14 protein-coding genes and 2 pseudogenes are annotated in these 13,859 nt (G+C 70.8%); 5 read left to right on the top strand and 11 right to left on the bottom strand.

Annotated elements, in window-relative coordinates; all coding sequences use genetic code 11:
* Positions 1-11 precede the first annotated feature (11 nt).
* From RM704_RS36720 to RM704_RS36760, 9 genes are all read right to left on the bottom strand, one after another.
* Positions 12-653, bottom strand: a complete 642-nt coding sequence (locus RM704_RS36720) for a (2Fe-2S)-binding protein (RefSeq protein ID WP_033530162.1) — start codon at positions 651-653, stop codon at positions 12-14.
* A gap of 80 nt (positions 654-733) precedes the next feature.
* Positions 734-1,432 (bottom strand): SDR family oxidoreductase, encoded by a 699-nt coding sequence (locus RM704_RS36725; protein ID WP_033530163.1) that lies wholly within the window; start codon positions 1,430-1,432, stop codon positions 734-736.
* Positions 1,433-1,516: 84 nt separating this feature from the next.
* Entirely contained in the window at positions 1,517-1,981 is a 465-nt protein-coding gene (locus RM704_RS36730) for an MFS transporter (RefSeq protein WP_033530164.1), read from the bottom strand.
* A 296-nt stretch (positions 1,982-2,277) separates the two neighbouring features.
* Positions 2,278-3,111 carry an enoyl-CoA hydratase/isomerase family protein gene (locus RM704_RS36735; protein WP_033530165.1) on the bottom strand — a complete coding sequence of 278 codons (834 nt, stop codon included), beginning with the start codon at positions 3,109-3,111 and terminating at the stop codon, positions 2,278-2,280.
* 624 nt (positions 3,112-3,735) lie between these two features.
* Positions 3,736-4,395, bottom strand: a complete 660-nt coding sequence (locus RM704_RS36740; RefSeq protein ID WP_033530166.1) for a response regulator — start codon at positions 4,393-4,395, stop codon at positions 3,736-3,738.
* Between the two features lie 255 nt (positions 4,396-4,650).
* On the bottom strand, positions 4,651-5,817 hold the full coding sequence (locus RM704_RS36745; protein ID WP_033530167.1) for a low temperature requirement protein A: 1,167 nt from the start codon (positions 5,815-5,817) through the stop codon (positions 4,651-4,653).
* Positions 5,818-5,879: 62 nt separating this feature from the next.
* Positions 5,880-6,731: an alpha/beta fold hydrolase gene (locus RM704_RS36750; protein WP_033530168.1), complete on the bottom strand. Its 852-nt coding sequence runs from the start codon at positions 6,729-6,731 to the stop codon at positions 5,880-5,882.
* 47 nt (positions 6,732-6,778) lie between these two features.
* Positions 6,779-7,594 carry an oxidoreductase gene (locus RM704_RS36755; protein WP_033530169.1) on the bottom strand — a complete coding sequence of 272 codons (816 nt, stop codon included), beginning with the start codon at positions 7,592-7,594 and terminating at the stop codon, positions 6,779-6,781.
* Between the two features lie 327 nt (positions 7,595-7,921).
* The gene (locus RM704_RS36760) at positions 7,922-8,932 is read right to left on the bottom strand and encodes an alpha/beta fold hydrolase (protein WP_311592224.1); all 1,011 of its coding nucleotides are present in this window, start codon (positions 8,930-8,932) and stop codon (positions 7,922-7,924) included.
* Between the two features lie 539 nt (positions 8,933-9,471).
* Between RM704_RS36760 and RM704_RS36765 the strand changes: the two genes are divergently transcribed.
* Complete coding sequence (locus tag RM704_RS36765; RefSeq protein ID WP_033530170.1) at positions 9,472-10,050, top strand: TetR/AcrR family transcriptional regulator; 579 nt, start codon at positions 9,472-9,474, stop codon at positions 10,048-10,050.
* A gap of 339 nt (positions 10,051-10,389) precedes the next feature.
* Positions 10,390-10,983 carry a TetR/AcrR family transcriptional regulator gene (locus RM704_RS36770; protein WP_033530171.1) on the top strand — a complete coding sequence of 198 codons (594 nt, stop codon included), beginning with the start codon at positions 10,390-10,392 and terminating at the stop codon, positions 10,981-10,983.
* Positions 10,984-11,140: 157 nt separating this feature from the next.
* On the opposite strand, the pseudogene RM704_RS36775 reads toward RM704_RS36770, so the two are convergent.
* Positions 11,141-11,550 (bottom strand): annotated as a pseudogene (locus RM704_RS36775) (NAD(P)/FAD-dependent oxidoreductase); the annotation flags it as partial.
* Positions 11,547-11,960 (bottom strand): arsenate reductase ArsC, encoded by a 414-nt coding sequence (locus RM704_RS36780; protein WP_033530172.1) that lies wholly within the window; start codon positions 11,958-11,960, stop codon positions 11,547-11,549. The pseudogene RM704_RS36775 and the gene RM704_RS36780, both read right to left, overlap by 4 nt.
* 92 nt (positions 11,961-12,052) lie before the next feature.
* On the opposite strand from RM704_RS36780, the gene RM704_RS36785 reads away from it, so the two are divergent.
* The 3 genes and pseudogenes from RM704_RS36785 to RM704_RS36795 form a co-directional block, all read left to right on the top strand.
* Complete coding sequence (locus RM704_RS36785; protein ID WP_033530173.1) at positions 12,053-12,361, top strand: ArsR/SmtB family transcription factor; 309 nt, start codon at positions 12,053-12,055, stop codon at positions 12,359-12,361.
* Positions 12,362-12,400: 39 nt separating this feature from the next.
* A complete protein-coding gene (locus RM704_RS36790) occupies positions 12,401-13,171 on the top strand; it encodes an aquaporin (RefSeq protein WP_033530174.1) in 771 nt (256 codons plus the stop codon).
* A pseudogene (locus tag RM704_RS36795) lies at positions 13,168-13,844 on the top strand (NAD(P)-binding domain-containing protein); the annotation flags it as partial. The gene RM704_RS36790 and the pseudogene RM704_RS36795, both read left to right, overlap by 4 nt.
* Positions 13,845-13,859: the final 15 nt, after the last annotated feature.

Here is a 13,859-nt window from a genome sequence, read left to right on the forward strand (position 1 = left end):
GTGGCCGGGCCTCATTTCCCGCGCGCGGTCTGCTCGACCGCCCGCACGATCTTCACGTAGCAGCCACAGCGGCAGATGTTGCCGCTCATCCACTCCCGGATCTCGTCCGCGGAGCCGGTGTGGCCCTCCTCGATGCAGCCGACGCCGGACATGATCTGCCCCGGCGTGCAGAACCCGCACTGGAAGGCGTCCTGGTCGACGAACGCCTGCTGGAGCGGGTGCAGTCGGTCGTCGTCCGCCAGGCCCTCGACGGTGGTGACCTCGGCACCGTCCAGGCGCACGGCCAGGGTCAGGCAGGAGTTGACCCGCCGTCCGTCGACCAGGACCGTGCGCGCCCCGCAGGCACCCGCGTTGCAGCCCTTCTTCGTACCGGGCAGGCCGAACTGCTCGCGCAACAGGTCAAGCAGCGAAGTCCGGTTGTCGATCACAGCGATGCGCCGCTCGCCGTTGACGGTCAGTGCGACTCGGCCGGCGGGTGGTGCGTCGGCGGCGGACGCCTCCTCGGCGGCGGACGGCGAGGCTCCCGCGACCAGGCCGCCCGCCATCACCGCGCCACCGACGGCGGTCGTCGTGGCGATGAAGGTTCGTCGGGACGGGGCCGGCGCCGGCCCTTCAGGGGGAGGACCGTATGAATCGGGAAGTTCGGTGGACATGCCCACTCTCTTCGGTCGGCGGCGGTTCGGGTGGAGGGATCGGTCGTCTTGCTCATCGGGCGTGCCGGATGGACTGCTCGTCAGGGCAGCTGCGGGTACAGGGCGGTGACGCCTCCGGACAGCCCGGCCCGCACCTGGCGGCTGATGTCGTCGATGACGATCTCGTAGCTGCCCTCGGCGATGCCGTCGGCGGCGAGGCGGGCGACGTCGGCGGGGGCGGTCTTGGGCGCGGTGACCGTGCTGGTCATGTCGGTGTCCATGTAGCCGACGTGCAGGCCGGCCACCCGGATGCCCCGGTCGGCGAGTTGGAGGCGCAGGGTGTTGGTGAGCGACCACTGTGCGGACTTGGCGGCGCAGTAGGCGCCGACGTCCGGGAAGCTGAACCAGGACAGGGCGGACAGGATGTTCAGGACGGCACCGCCGCCGCCCGCCGCGATCTGGGGTGCGAAGGCCCGGACCACCGAGAGGGTGCCGAAGAAGTTGGTGTCCATGTCCCGGCGGATGTCGTCCAGGTCGCCGGTGAGCAGGTCGCCGCCGGTGGATATGCCGGCGTTGTTGATCAGGACGGTGACGTCACCGGTGGCCTTGGCGGCGGCCGCCACGGAGGCGGGATCGGTGATGTCGAGCGCGATCGGCGTGACGCCGGGCAGGTCGACCTGGTCGGGGTTGCGGGCACCGGCGTAGACGCCGGCGCCGCGGCCGAGCAGTTCCGCGGCGAGGGCGCGGCCGAGGCCGCGATTGGCTCCGGTGACGAGAACGGTGCTGGTGGCGAGGTCCATGGAAGTCCCTGTCGCATTGAGTGAGGGAGGGGCGCTGGTCGGATCGGAGGAGTGTTCCGTGCCTGGGCGGGGCTCAGCCGCAGGTCAGGCCGTCGGAGAGGTGTCTTGGGCTGCCTGTTCACCGGTCCGTGCGGGCTGCCGGCCGTCGGCCCGGAAGATCAGGCACGTGGTGGTGGCGTGGGCGAGCAGCGTCCGCCGCTGCGGATCGGCGAAGGTCGCGCCCAGCGCGGCCAGGCTGTTGGGCAGGATGAGCGCGCCGCCGACACCGGCGACCAGCTGCGCGGTGATCACCGTGCCGGTGGTGCCGGCGGTCGCGGCCAGCACGCCTCCCGCGATCATGATCACCACGCCGACGCAGAACATCCGCTTGCGGCCCAGGAGATTGCCCAGGGTGCCGGCCGACAGCACCAGAGCGGCCACGACCAGCGTGTACGCGCTGGGAATCCAGATCAGTGCGCCCGGGCGGACGTGCAGATCGCCCTGGATCGCCGACAGTGCCGAGATCGTGGCGGTGACGAGCAGGAACGTCATCATCACGCCCAGGCACATCGCCGTCAGCGTCAGAAGTTCCCTGCGCCGTACGGCGGTTCCCCTGACTTTTCCTGCCCGGTGGCCGCCCCTGCGGCCCGGCAGTCGGTCCGCAGCCGACGCGGAGGTGCCGGAGAAGGGGGGCGTGGTCCCCGGTCATGGAGGTCCTTCCTCGTTTCGCGAGGATGTGGGGGAAGCGGATTCGGGACGCACTCGTCACGGGTGCGCTGCGGGCGAGCACCGGTGGCGTGTTGTCATCCGCGTGGTCCGGCCCGCCGCCGCACCAAGCGCGCGGCGTCGTCGTGAACGGGCTGTGGCTATGCCTGCTGGTTGATGAGGCCGGCGTAGTAGCCGAGGTTCCGCTCGATCTCGTCGAGACCGATCTCGGCGATGGCCTTCCCGAGTCGCGGCACGCGGGCCTGGAATCCCGGCCACTCGACGGACTCCGCGAACTCCGCCCAGGACGCGCGCAGGTCGGCCACGGGCGGCAGGGTCGACCGGTTGATCTGCGCCTTGGCGCCCAGGACGGACGCCTTGTCGAAGGATGCGATGCGCGCCGCGACACCGTCGACGAAGGCGTCGAGTTCGGCGTCGGGGACGGCCCGGGTCACCCAGCCGTACTGTTCGGCGCGCTCGGCGTCGTAGTCCTCGCTGGTGAGGACCGCTTCGAGCGCGCGGTCCCGTCCCAGCAGCCGGGCCAGACGGTCGCTGCCGCCGCCGCCCGGGACGATGCCGATCGCGACCTCGGGCTGGCAGAAGAAGGCTTCCTCGCGGCTGGCGTAGCGCAGGTCGAAGGCCAGGGTGATCTCGTCGCCTCCGCCCCGCGTGCGCCCGCGGATGGAGGCGATGCTGATGAACGGGGCGCTGGTCAGGCGGGTGACGAGTTCGACCCACGTCGGGGTCCCGTCCGCGGCGTTCAGGGCCAGGAGTTCGGGCACTTGGCCGAGATCGGCGTGGTTGTAGAAGTATCCGGGCGTGCCGCTGTCGAAGACGACGACCTGAACCTGCTCGTCACGGCTCAACTCGTCGACAACGTCGACCAGTTGGACGACGGTGTCCGCCCCGACGACGTTGACCGGCGGATGGGTGAAGGTGACCCTGCGGATCTTCGGCGCCACGGTCTCGATCTTGAACATGGTGTGCTGGGTCATGCTGTGCTCCAGTGCTGAGGGGGTGTGTGCGTGCGGGAAGAGGAAGGCGTGACGGAGCGTCGCTCCGGGGTCGTGCCGGTGGCGGCGAGAACGGGCTGTTCCGTGGCTGCGGGCGCTGCCTACCGTGTGCCGGCTCCGCCGACTTCCCGTGGACCGGTACGACCGCACGGTGCACATACGCAGGCGGGAGGTTCGGCCGCACCACCCGGCCGCGCTCCAGCGTGGAGAACCGCCCGGTCAGCTCGGTCACGAACCGGCGGGCCGGGTGGGTCCACGCCGCTTGCGTGTACGCGAACGTGCTGGACCTGCCCGTTCGGACTCAGCCCTCGGAGCTGCCCCTGGACCACATCGACGACGCTGTGGGAGTACCGGTCCGTGAGCCGGCGGTCGAAGACCGGGTTGAGCTCCACCGCGATCAGCCGCGTCCCCGGTGCCGGCCGTCGCCGTATCGCGTCAGTGATCGCTCCGGTGCCGGACCCCAACTCCACCAGGTCGGCGTGGTGAAGGAGGGGGCGCGATGGCGCCGGTGAGTCGGGGGCCGCGGAGGAACTCGCGCATGATCGACATGTTCAGAAGCTAAGGATCGGTCGTGTCGTCGGAAACCATCCCGAGGGCCCGACGGGGTCATCCGCCAGGACGAACCAGTCCGCTCTCGTAGGCCACGACGACGGCCTGTATCCGGTCGCGGAGACGCAGCTTGCCGAGGATCCGGGCCACGTGGGTCTTGACCGTGGTCTCGCCGAGGAACAGCTTCCCGGCGATCTCCGTGTTGTTCAGCCCGCGGGCGACCAGACCCAACACCTCACGCTCGCGGTCGGTCAGCACGTCGAGGCGTTTGTCGGTGAGGGGAGCGACGGCGTCCGTGACGTACCGGTCGATCAGCCGTCGGGTCACCGAGGGGGCGATCACCGCGTCGCCGCGCAGCACACCGCGGATGGCGACCAGCATCTCGGCGGCCGGCGTGTCCTTGACGAGGAAGCCGCCGGCTCCGGCACGAAGTGCCGCGTAGGCGTACTCGTCGCGGTCGCAGGCGGTGATGACCAGCACCTGCGTGTGGGGCAGTGCGGCGCGTACCTGTGCGGTGGCCGAGATGCCGTCGAGGCGCGGCAGCCGCACGGCCATGAGGACGAGGTCCGGGCGCAGTGCGAGCGCCTTCGCCACGGCCGCCTCTCCGTCCCCGGCTTCGCCGACGACCGTGAGGTCCGACTGGCTGTCCACGACCATGCGCAGGCCGACCCGCATCAGCTCCTGGTCGTCACAGATCAACACACCCGCCTCTGGCACGGCGTCCCTCCTTCGTAGAGCCGGTCGGAGGTGCCGGCACCGCCCTGGACGCCGTGCCGCGGCTGAGGAACCGGGTGGTGAGGTCCCGGCCCGGGCGTCGGTCGGCACCGGTGGCGGGGATGTCGCTGGTGGAGAAGTCCATGGATGGCTCCTGCGTGAGGGACGGACATGGCGAATGCGGCAGATCGAGTCGGTGTACGCGCGTCTCACCGTCGTTCCGGGCCGGGATCGGGCCGACCGCAGTGGTGCCGTAGGTCAGGGACGTGGGCGGCCTGGGGAGATCGGCTTCGCGGTGCTGTCCCCGGATGGACGGCGCTCTTCGACCGCGGCCAGCGTGAGGACGATCGCGGCGGCGACGACGGCCGCCAGGTAGGCCGGAGCCGTCGACGTGACCGCGCATCCGATGACCAGAGCGGACAGCGCGACCAGCCGCGCCCGGGGCAGGTCGTCGAACAGGGTCCTGCCGTGCCACGTCTGCGCGCCGATGAAGAGGGCGGGTCCGCCGAACAGCAGCAGGTTCGTGGTGATGCCGGCGTGGTGGGCCGGGTGCGCGATGACACGCTCGTCGCCCGCGGCGGCGGCGATCATCCCGGCGACGGAGGCCATGAGGCTGTAGACGCCGCTGCGCCCCGCCCGGATGGGGTCCTCGGTCCGCTCATAGTGGTGCACGATGTGCTCGGAGCGGCTGAAGAACAGCCAGAACAACGCGACCGTGCCGGCGAGAGCCACGCTGCTGGTCAACAGGGTCATGGGCTCGTAGGGCGCCGTGGTGAGCGCGGTGCCGGTGGTCAGGATGGCCTCACCGAACGCGATGATCATGAACAGGCGACCGCGTTCCAGCAGGTGGCCGCCCGCGAAGTCGACCTGCCGGGAGTTCAGCCTGCGGCCGGGCAGGGGATGCGCCGTCCAGGTGCCCGCCAGCTCGATCAGGGTCGCCACGGCCCACCACACCAGCCGCGCGCCGCCGTCGGCCGCCGCGCCGGTCAGCCAGAAGGGGGCGGCCGCGGCGAACCAGACCAGGACGCGGCACCAATGCTCCTGATCACGCCGATCGAGGCCCACCCCGAGCAGCCACACCGTCCGGCCGAGATGAATCAGCAGGAAGGTGACGACGAAGACCCATCCGGCATCGCCGAAGGCGCGCGGGATCGCGGCGTTCATGAACAGACCGAGGAGCATGACCGTCAGCAGCATCCGCCTGGTCCGCGGATCCTCGGCCGGTACGAGGGTGACGGCCCAGGTGGTGTACGCCCACGCCGCGTAGACCGCGAGGTAGAGCACGAGCGTCTGGGCCGCGCCCGTCCACGTCGGGTGCGCCAGCAGCTGATGCGACAGCTGGCCGATCGCGAAGACGTAGACCAGGTCGAAGAACAACTCCAGCGGCGTCACCTCCCGGCGCGCCGGGACGCTGGTCGACTGCACGATGTATCTCCTCGGTCGGGCAGGCGCTCGGCATGCCGTGGCTCCGGCGTTCGGGGGAGCGGTCAGTCGGCAAGGAAGGCCGTCACCTGGGCGGCGAAGTCCTTGGCGTGCTGGAAGAGGAAGGCGTGACCGGCGTCGCTGTAGGCGACGAGGGTGGCGTCGGTGAGGTGCTGGACGGCGGTGTACGAGGCCAGGGCGGGGATCATCGCGTCCTTCATGCCGGTGGCGTACAGGACGGGCTGCCTGATGGACTCCAGGTCCGCCCGCACCTGGTCGAACGGGATCGCCGCGTCCTTGCCGATCGCGGTGAGCTGGCCGAGGGCTGCCGCCTCGGACACGCCGGGGATTCCGGTGGCCAGCCGGGTGGCCACCCTGGCGAGGTGCGCGTGCCCGGCGGCGCGCCCCGTCTCGGTCTCGGGGAAGAACAGGAACACCAGGTCGTCCCCGGTGACCTCGGACTTGGTCATGGTGGCCCGCACCTTCGGGTCATGGGCGGGAGCGCCGGGCACCGTGCCGCCGGGGTTGGCGGCCGCCACGACCAGCCTGCGGACCAGGCCGGGCCGGGTGCGGGCGATGTGCTGGGCGACGGTGCCGCCCAGGGTCCAGCCGAGCAGGTCCACCTGCCGCAGGCCGAGGGCCTCGACGAACTCGACCGTGCCGTCGGCGAGTCCCTCGACCGAGTCGCGCGGGGTGCCGGAGGTGTAGCCGGTGCCGACGTTGTCGAACACGATCACGTCGTGGGCGGTGGCCAGCTGGTCCAGGAGCTCGGGGTCCCACCAGTCGAGGGTGCCCCGGACCCGGTTCAGCAGGACCAGCGGGATGCCGCCCCGCGGGCCGAGGCGCCGGTAGGTGAAGGTCGCGGAGGGGCCGTCCACGGTGAGGTCGCCGGCCGCGTCTGCCAGATAGGTGCTCATGGCGGGCTTCGCTTTCCTGTCGCTGTGTCTCGTGGGGGGATGGTCGGTCAGGCGGGCAGGCGGTTGAGCTTGCGCAGCTGCTGGTCGAACACGCGGGCGGGGACCACGCGGCGCATGGTGCGGACGCGCCCGGTCATGGCACCGGCGGTGTAGCGCACCTTGGGCTTGGCGTCGGTCGCCGCCGCGACGATCTCCTTGGCGACGACGGCGGGGTCGTCACCGTCCTTGACCGCGCCGGCCATGTACTCCTCGAAGACGTGCCGCTGCTTGGCGTAGACGTCCAGGGGCCGGTCGGGCCGCACGCTGGCCGCGTCGAACGCCGTGTTCGTCCAGGCGGGTTCGACGAGCAGGGACCGCACGCCGTACTCGCGTACCTCGTGGTCGACGGATTCCGAGTAGCCCTCGACGGCGTGCTTGGAGGCGGCGTAGACCGCCATGTAGGGCTGCGGCATGAAGCCGACGATGGACGAGATGTTGATGATCCGTCCGCTGCGCTGGGCGCGCATGTGCGGCAGGACGGTGTTGGTCATGCGGATGACGCCGAAGACGTTGATGTCGAACAGGCCCTGGGCCTGCGCGGCGGAGGACTCCTCGGCGGCGCCGGCCGAGCCGATGCCGGCGTTGTTGACCAGGACGTCGATCCTCCCGAACCGGTCGATCACCTCTGCGACCGCGGCGGTCACCGAATCATCGCTGGTCACGTCGAGGTCGAGGAAGGTCACGCCCTTGAGGGGGGTGACGTGCGCGGTGTCGCGGCTGGTGCCGACCACCTCGTGGCCCGCCGCGGCCAGCGCGAGCGCGGCTGCCTTTCCGATGCCGGAGGACGCACCCGTCACGAGGGCTACCGGTCGTGTTGTCGCCATTTCGGACTCCTGACTCATGGACTGCTTCGGCATGCGGGGGATTGCGGTTGCCGGACGCGGATGACGGTCGTACGAGATCCGTCGCCGTAGCATCCCCAATCCGTGTCACGAATGTATCAGATCTAGATTGATGAGCAACATGGTCGAATCAATTAAGGGGTCATCCGTAGCGACCTCGTATCCTCTACGCGCCGACAGGTGTCGAGGCGCCCCGTCGGACGGCGATACCCCGCCGGGTCGGCTCCGGCGGGGTATCGGGCATGAGTTGCCGGTCTGCGGCCACCGTGGGTGTCGGCGCCGGCGACCGTCTCACGGCGAGGTGTGCTGTCAGCGGTCGAGGAAGGTGTTCACCTCGGTGCCGAACCGGACGGCGTACTGGTAGAGGAAGCCGTGGCCGGCGTCCGGGTAGATGTGCAGCTGGGCGTCGGGGAGGTACTTGGCCAGCAGGTGGGAGTTCTTGGCGGGCATGAGGATGTCGCTCTCGCCGCCGGCGACCAGGGTGGGCTGGAAGAGAGCCTTGAGGCGGACGAACTTGGACTTGTCGGGAATGCCCCACTCGGACCACGCGGTGAGCTGGCGGTCGCGAGTGGCCAGGCTGGAGGGCGCGTCGTGGTCCGTGGTGCGCTGCCCGAGGCGCTGCAGGAACTCGCCTCCCGCGGCCTGGCTGGTGGAGGTGTTCTTGAAGAACAGGAAGAGGTAGTCCTCGGGGCCGGGGTCGTCCTTCAAGGTCCGCCGCAGGATGGTGGGGTCGGACGCGCGCTGGTCCACTCCGCCCTGGGGGCCGGTGGCGGCCAGGACGACGCGGCGGACCTGCCAGGGGCGGCGCAGCGCGGCCTCCTGGGCGACCTCGCCGCCGCGGGAGAAGCCGAACACGTCGTAGCGGGGCAGCTTGAGGGCGTCGATGAAGTCGAAGGCGTCGAGGGCCATCTGCTGGACGGTGCTGGCGGTGGTGCCGGTGGAGCCGCCGACGCCGACGTTGTCCACGAGGATGACCTCGCGCTTGGCGGCGATGGTGTCGATGAGCTTGGGATCCCAGCTGTCGAGGGTGCCGCGGAAGTGCTGCAGGAAGACCAGTGGCACGCTGCCCGCACTGGGGTGACCGAAGCGGCGGTACTGGTAAGTGACACCGTTGGCGGCCTTGATGCGCAGGTTGGGGGCGGTGCTGGCGCTCTGCGCGTTCTGCGCCTGGGTGACCGAGTGCCGCGTGCCGCTGGAACTCTCGCTGACCGCGTCGGCCATGCTCGGTGCCGTGGCGGTGAGGGCCGCGACGACCGACACGCCGGCCAGCGCCATCGCGGTCCGCCGGGAGATGCGGGTAGGTCGATTGGTTGAGGACATGCCATTTCCTTGGGTCGGGCCGGAGGGCTCCCCGCGTCGAGCCTGATGTGCGCTCGGCGTGCGAATGTTCTGCGGAGCGCGCGGGAGTGGTGCTGTTCCGGCGACGTCGTCAGGCCGGGCCCGCCGCCGTACGCACCGGAAGGTCCTGACGGATCCGGTGGCTCCTGCTCGGAGACGGGCCGGAGGCCGTGGGCGGTGCGAGGGTGGGGGAGCTGGGAGTGGCGACGCCGGTGAGCCGGGGGGCGGCGAAGGAACTCCCGCATGATCGACATGCTCCTGAAGCTAGGGATCGACGATGTCGTCGGGAGTCGTCCCGGGCGCCCGACCGCGTCATCCGCCAGGGCGAACCGCTCACGCAGGTCGTGAGTGGCGGGTCGTGTCCCGTCGAGCGCGAAGGGGTGGGACCCGATCCTTGATGCGTATCATCGACGTATCACATGGTGACGCAATCGCGGCAGTGGAGGATCAGTTATCCAGTTACCCGTATCGTTCACGTATCCTCTCCAGGGGGCGAAGACGAACGAGACATGGAGACCGCTATGGGCCGACCGCTGCGGGCAGATGCCGAGCGCAGTGTGCGTGCGATTCTGGAGGCGGCCGAGCGGGTTCTCGCCGAGGACGCCGGTGCCTCCATGGAGCAGATCGCTGAGGCGGCGGGTCTGACCAGGATCACGGTGCACCGCCGGTTCGCGAACCGGCAGGCGCTGCTGGAGGCACTCGCTGTCTCCGCGAAGCAGCAACTCCTCGACGCCATCGGGGAAGCCCGGCCCGACTCCGCCCCCGCGCTCGTGGCCCTGTACCGAGTGACCGCGAACGTCCTGCGGGTCAAGAGCGCCTGGCGCTTCACCCTCAGTCACACGACGCCCCACAGCGAGACCGCGGCCGCCCTTTGGGCCGACATCGACAGGTACACCGTCGAACTCCTGACCCGGGCGCAGAGCGAGGGGCTCCTCGCCCGGGACGCGGACCTGGACTGGACGCGGCAGGTGTACTACGCGCTCCTGAGTGAAGCCCTCGACAGGCCCGGCTCCGAGCAGGATCCGGCCGCAAAGGACCCCGACGCGCTGGCCGCACTCGTCATTGACACGCTCCTGCACGGCGCGGGACCACACGCCTGAGGCCCGCCACGGCCAACCCCACCGTCAGACACGCACCAGGTCCGGAAGCCCGCCGGGGTTCGGCGGACGGCCGGGCCGGGCGGTCCCTCGCGGTGGGGCCGTCCCCGTAACTGACGTCCGCGCCTGAAGGCGGGTGGGTCAGCCCAGGCTCGGCCTTGCGGCTTGTCCACTCGTCACACGCGCGGTAGGGACCTCCTCCCGCGCTATCCCTCCTGATCTGGGCGAATAATGATGAAAGGGACGAACCGAACCGATCGGTTACCATAGGCGCGATGACATCAACCTGAGCAACCGCGGGAGTCATTCCGTGGCGGCGAACTTTTTCTCAAGGAGGCTTCGATGCCCAGCATGGGACGGCCCCGGTCCTTCGACACCGACGAGGCGCTGGAGGTGGCGATGCGGGTGTTCTGGGCCGAGGGGTACGAGGGTGCCTCGCTCGCCGCGCTGACCGAGGCCATGGGGATCAACCGGCGCAGCGTCTACGCCGCCTTCGGCAACAAGGAGGAGCTGTTCCGCAAGGCCGCCGACCGCTATGTGCAGGGCCCGGGAGCCTTTGTGGCCCCGGCACTTGAGCTGCCCACCGCCCGGCAGGTGGCCGAGGCGATGCTGCACGGAGCCGTCAACGCCCACACCCTCCCTGACTGTCCGCGCGGCTGCCTGCTGGTGCAGTCCGCGCTGGCCGCCGGCCCGGAAAGCGAACCGGTCCGCCGCGACCTGGCCGAACGCCGCGAGGCCGGAGTGGCCGCCCTGCGGAAACGGTTCGAACAAGCCCAGGCCGAGGGCGACCTGCCCCCCACCGCCGACCCGGAAACCCTCGCCCGCTATGTGCACACGGTCGGGCAGGGCCTCGCCGTACAGGCCGCCGGCGGCGCCAGCCGGGAAGACATGCACCGCGTCGCCGACCAGGCACTCAGCACCTGGCCGAGCGACTGAAGCCTCGCGGCACCGGCCGGCCGGAAGGTATGCGGGTGCGAGCGGATCTGGGTGAGTGGTCTGACGGGTCCGGTCGGTGACCAGGTCGAGGCGGGTGCGGGCGGAGTGAGCGGGTCGACGGCTGGCTCGCCGCCAGGCCGCAGGCGACCAAGATCTTGGACACCCCCCGGCCGGAGAGGGCGGCTTCGCCGGGCAGACCGAGCGTGCGGTGCTGTGAGCCCGTCGCCACGATGACGGCCTTCGCCCGGTGGACCGTACCCGAGCTGTCCATCACGGTCTTGACCGCACCCGTGAGGTCGACCTCGACGATGTCGTCGGGGACGAGCTCGGCGCCGAAGCGTTCGGCCTGGGCCCGCATGGCGTCCATCAGGTCCGGGCCCATGACGCCGTCACGGAAGCCGGGGAAGTTCTCCACCTCGGTCGTCTGCACCAGCGCGCCGCCGGCCGTGACCGCGCCCTCGAAGACCAGGGGCTTCAGCGAGGCGCGGCGGTGTAGAGGGCAGCGGTGTATCCGGCGGGGCCGGAGCCGATGGCGATGACGTCGCGGATCCCGGAGCCCGTGCTCATGCCCGGGGCTCCGGCGCGATCTCCTTGATCAGGCCCTCGACCAGCACCTTGATCTCGTCACGGATCGGCCGCACGGCCTCGACGCCCTGACCCGCCGGGTCCTCCAACTGCCAGTCCAGGTACCGCTTGCCCGGGAAGACGGGGCAGGTGTCGCCGCAGCCCATGGTGATGCAGACGTCGGACTCCTTGACGGCGTCGACGGTGAGCATCTTCGGGACCTCGGCGGAGATGTCGATGCCGACCTCGGCCATGGCCTCGACGGCGGCCGGGTTGACGCCCGCGCCCGGGTTGGAGCCTGCGGAGCGGACCTCGACGCGGTCCCCGGCCAGGTGGGTCAGCCATGCGGCGGCCATCTGGGAACGGCCGGCGTTGTGGACGCAGACGAACAGCACGGAGGGCTTGTCGGACATCGGAGGCTCTCTCTCGGCTCACGACGGCATCAGGCGCGAATGATGTCAGCACCTGGTGGTATCAGCCACCACTGATGTGACAGTATCAGCACATGATGACGTCAGTCGACACTGACCTGATCCGGGTTCTGGCCGACCCGCTCAGGCTTCACATCGTGACCCTGCTCGCCAAAGAGATGCTGTGCACCACCCACCTCGTGGAGGAGACCGGTGCCCGGCAGACCAACCTCTCCAACCATCTGAGAGTGCTGCGCGAGGCCGGGGTCGTGGAGACGGAGCCGTGCGGCCGGTTCACCTACTACCGGCTCAAGCCCGACGTCATCGCCTCCCTCGCGGACCGGTTCGCCGACCTGGCCGAGTCCGCCCGCACCGCCGCCGACAACAAGCGGTCCTGCCCCTGACCCCTCGCCACCCCTGGCAACCGCACCAAGGAGTCCTTGTTGACCGCCACGCACGAGTCCGCCGCGGAGCCGGCCCTCCCTTCCGCCGAGCCGCAGCCCGCTCCGGGCGCCACTCCGCCCCGTAGGCCGCTCGCGGCCCGCGCCGCAGCCGAACTGGTCGGCACCGCGGCCCTGGTGGCGGTGGTGGTCGGCTCCGGCATCCAGGCCACGGAGCTCACGAAGGACGTCGGGGTGCAGCTGCTTGCCAACTCGCTGGCGACCGTCTTCGGCCTCGGTGTCCTGATCCTTCTGCTCGGGCCGGTCTCCGGCGCGCATTTCAACCCCGTGGTCACGCTGGCCGAGTGGTGGACGGGCCGGCGCGGCGGGCCAGGGGTGACGATCCGCGAGGTGGCGGTCTACGTCCCCGCGCAGATCATCGGTGCGATCGCGGGCGCGGCCCTGGCGGACGCGATGTTCGGCGAGCCGCTGGTGGAGTGGTCCACGCACGACCGGTCCGCCGGGCACCTGCTGCTGGGCGAGGTCGTCGCCACCGCCGGCCTGATCCTGCTGATCTTCGGCCTGGCCCGCACCGACCAGCTGCGGTTCGCCCCCGTGGCCGTCGCCTCCTACATCGGCGCCGCGTACTGGTTCACCTCGTCGACGTCCTTCGCCAACCCGGCGGTGACCATCGGCCGTACCTTCAGCGACACGTTCGCGGGCATCGCGCCCGGCTCGGTCCCGGGCTTCATCGGCATGCAGCTGATCGGTGGTGTGGTCGGACTGGGGCTGGTGGCCCTCATCTTCACGCCCGGCAGGGAAGCCGGCGAGTGACACGCACCGCGCAGGTGGTGGTGATCGGCGGCGGCCAGGCAGGGCTCGCCGCCGGCTCCCACCCGCGCCGTCCGGGCCTCGACTTCGTCGTCCTCGACGAGCGGATCACAGCGGGTGGGGCCTGGCAGCAGACCTGGGACTCCCCGCACCTGTACTCCCCGGCCGCCCACTCCTCGCTGCCCGGCCGTCCCATGCTTCCGCGGACCGGCCAGGAGGACCCCGACGCGCAGCACGTCGTGCGTGAGCACGTGGTGCCGTACCTCGCCGCTGACGAGAAGCGGTACGAGCTCGCCGTCAAGCGGCCGGTACGTGTGCTCGGTGTCCACCGCGACGGCGGGCTCCTGCGGGTGGAGACCGACTCCGGCACCTGACCCGCCCGCACCGTGATCAGCGCCACCGGCACCTGGTGGCGTGCCGGCGCCCCTTCCTCCCCGCCGTCCCCGGCTGAGGGGATCCCGGCGGCCGGCAGCCGCACACCGTGGAGTACCGGCGCCCACAGGACTTCGCTGGCCGCCGGGTGATCGTGGTCGGCGGCGGGAACTCCGGCGCCCAGATCGCCGCCGACCTCGCCGCCGACACCGAGCTGACCTGGGCCACCCAGCGCCCTCCCCGTTACCGGGCCGACGACATCGACGGCCGCGCCCTCTTCGACGCGGCCACCGCCCGCCGCCGCTGAAGCCGCATACGT

It is taken from the genome of Streptomyces gottesmaniae (genome assembly GCF_031845845.1).
Taxonomy (GTDB): Bacteria; Actinomycetota; Actinomycetes; order Streptomycetales; family Streptomycetaceae; genus Streptomyces; species Streptomyces akebiae.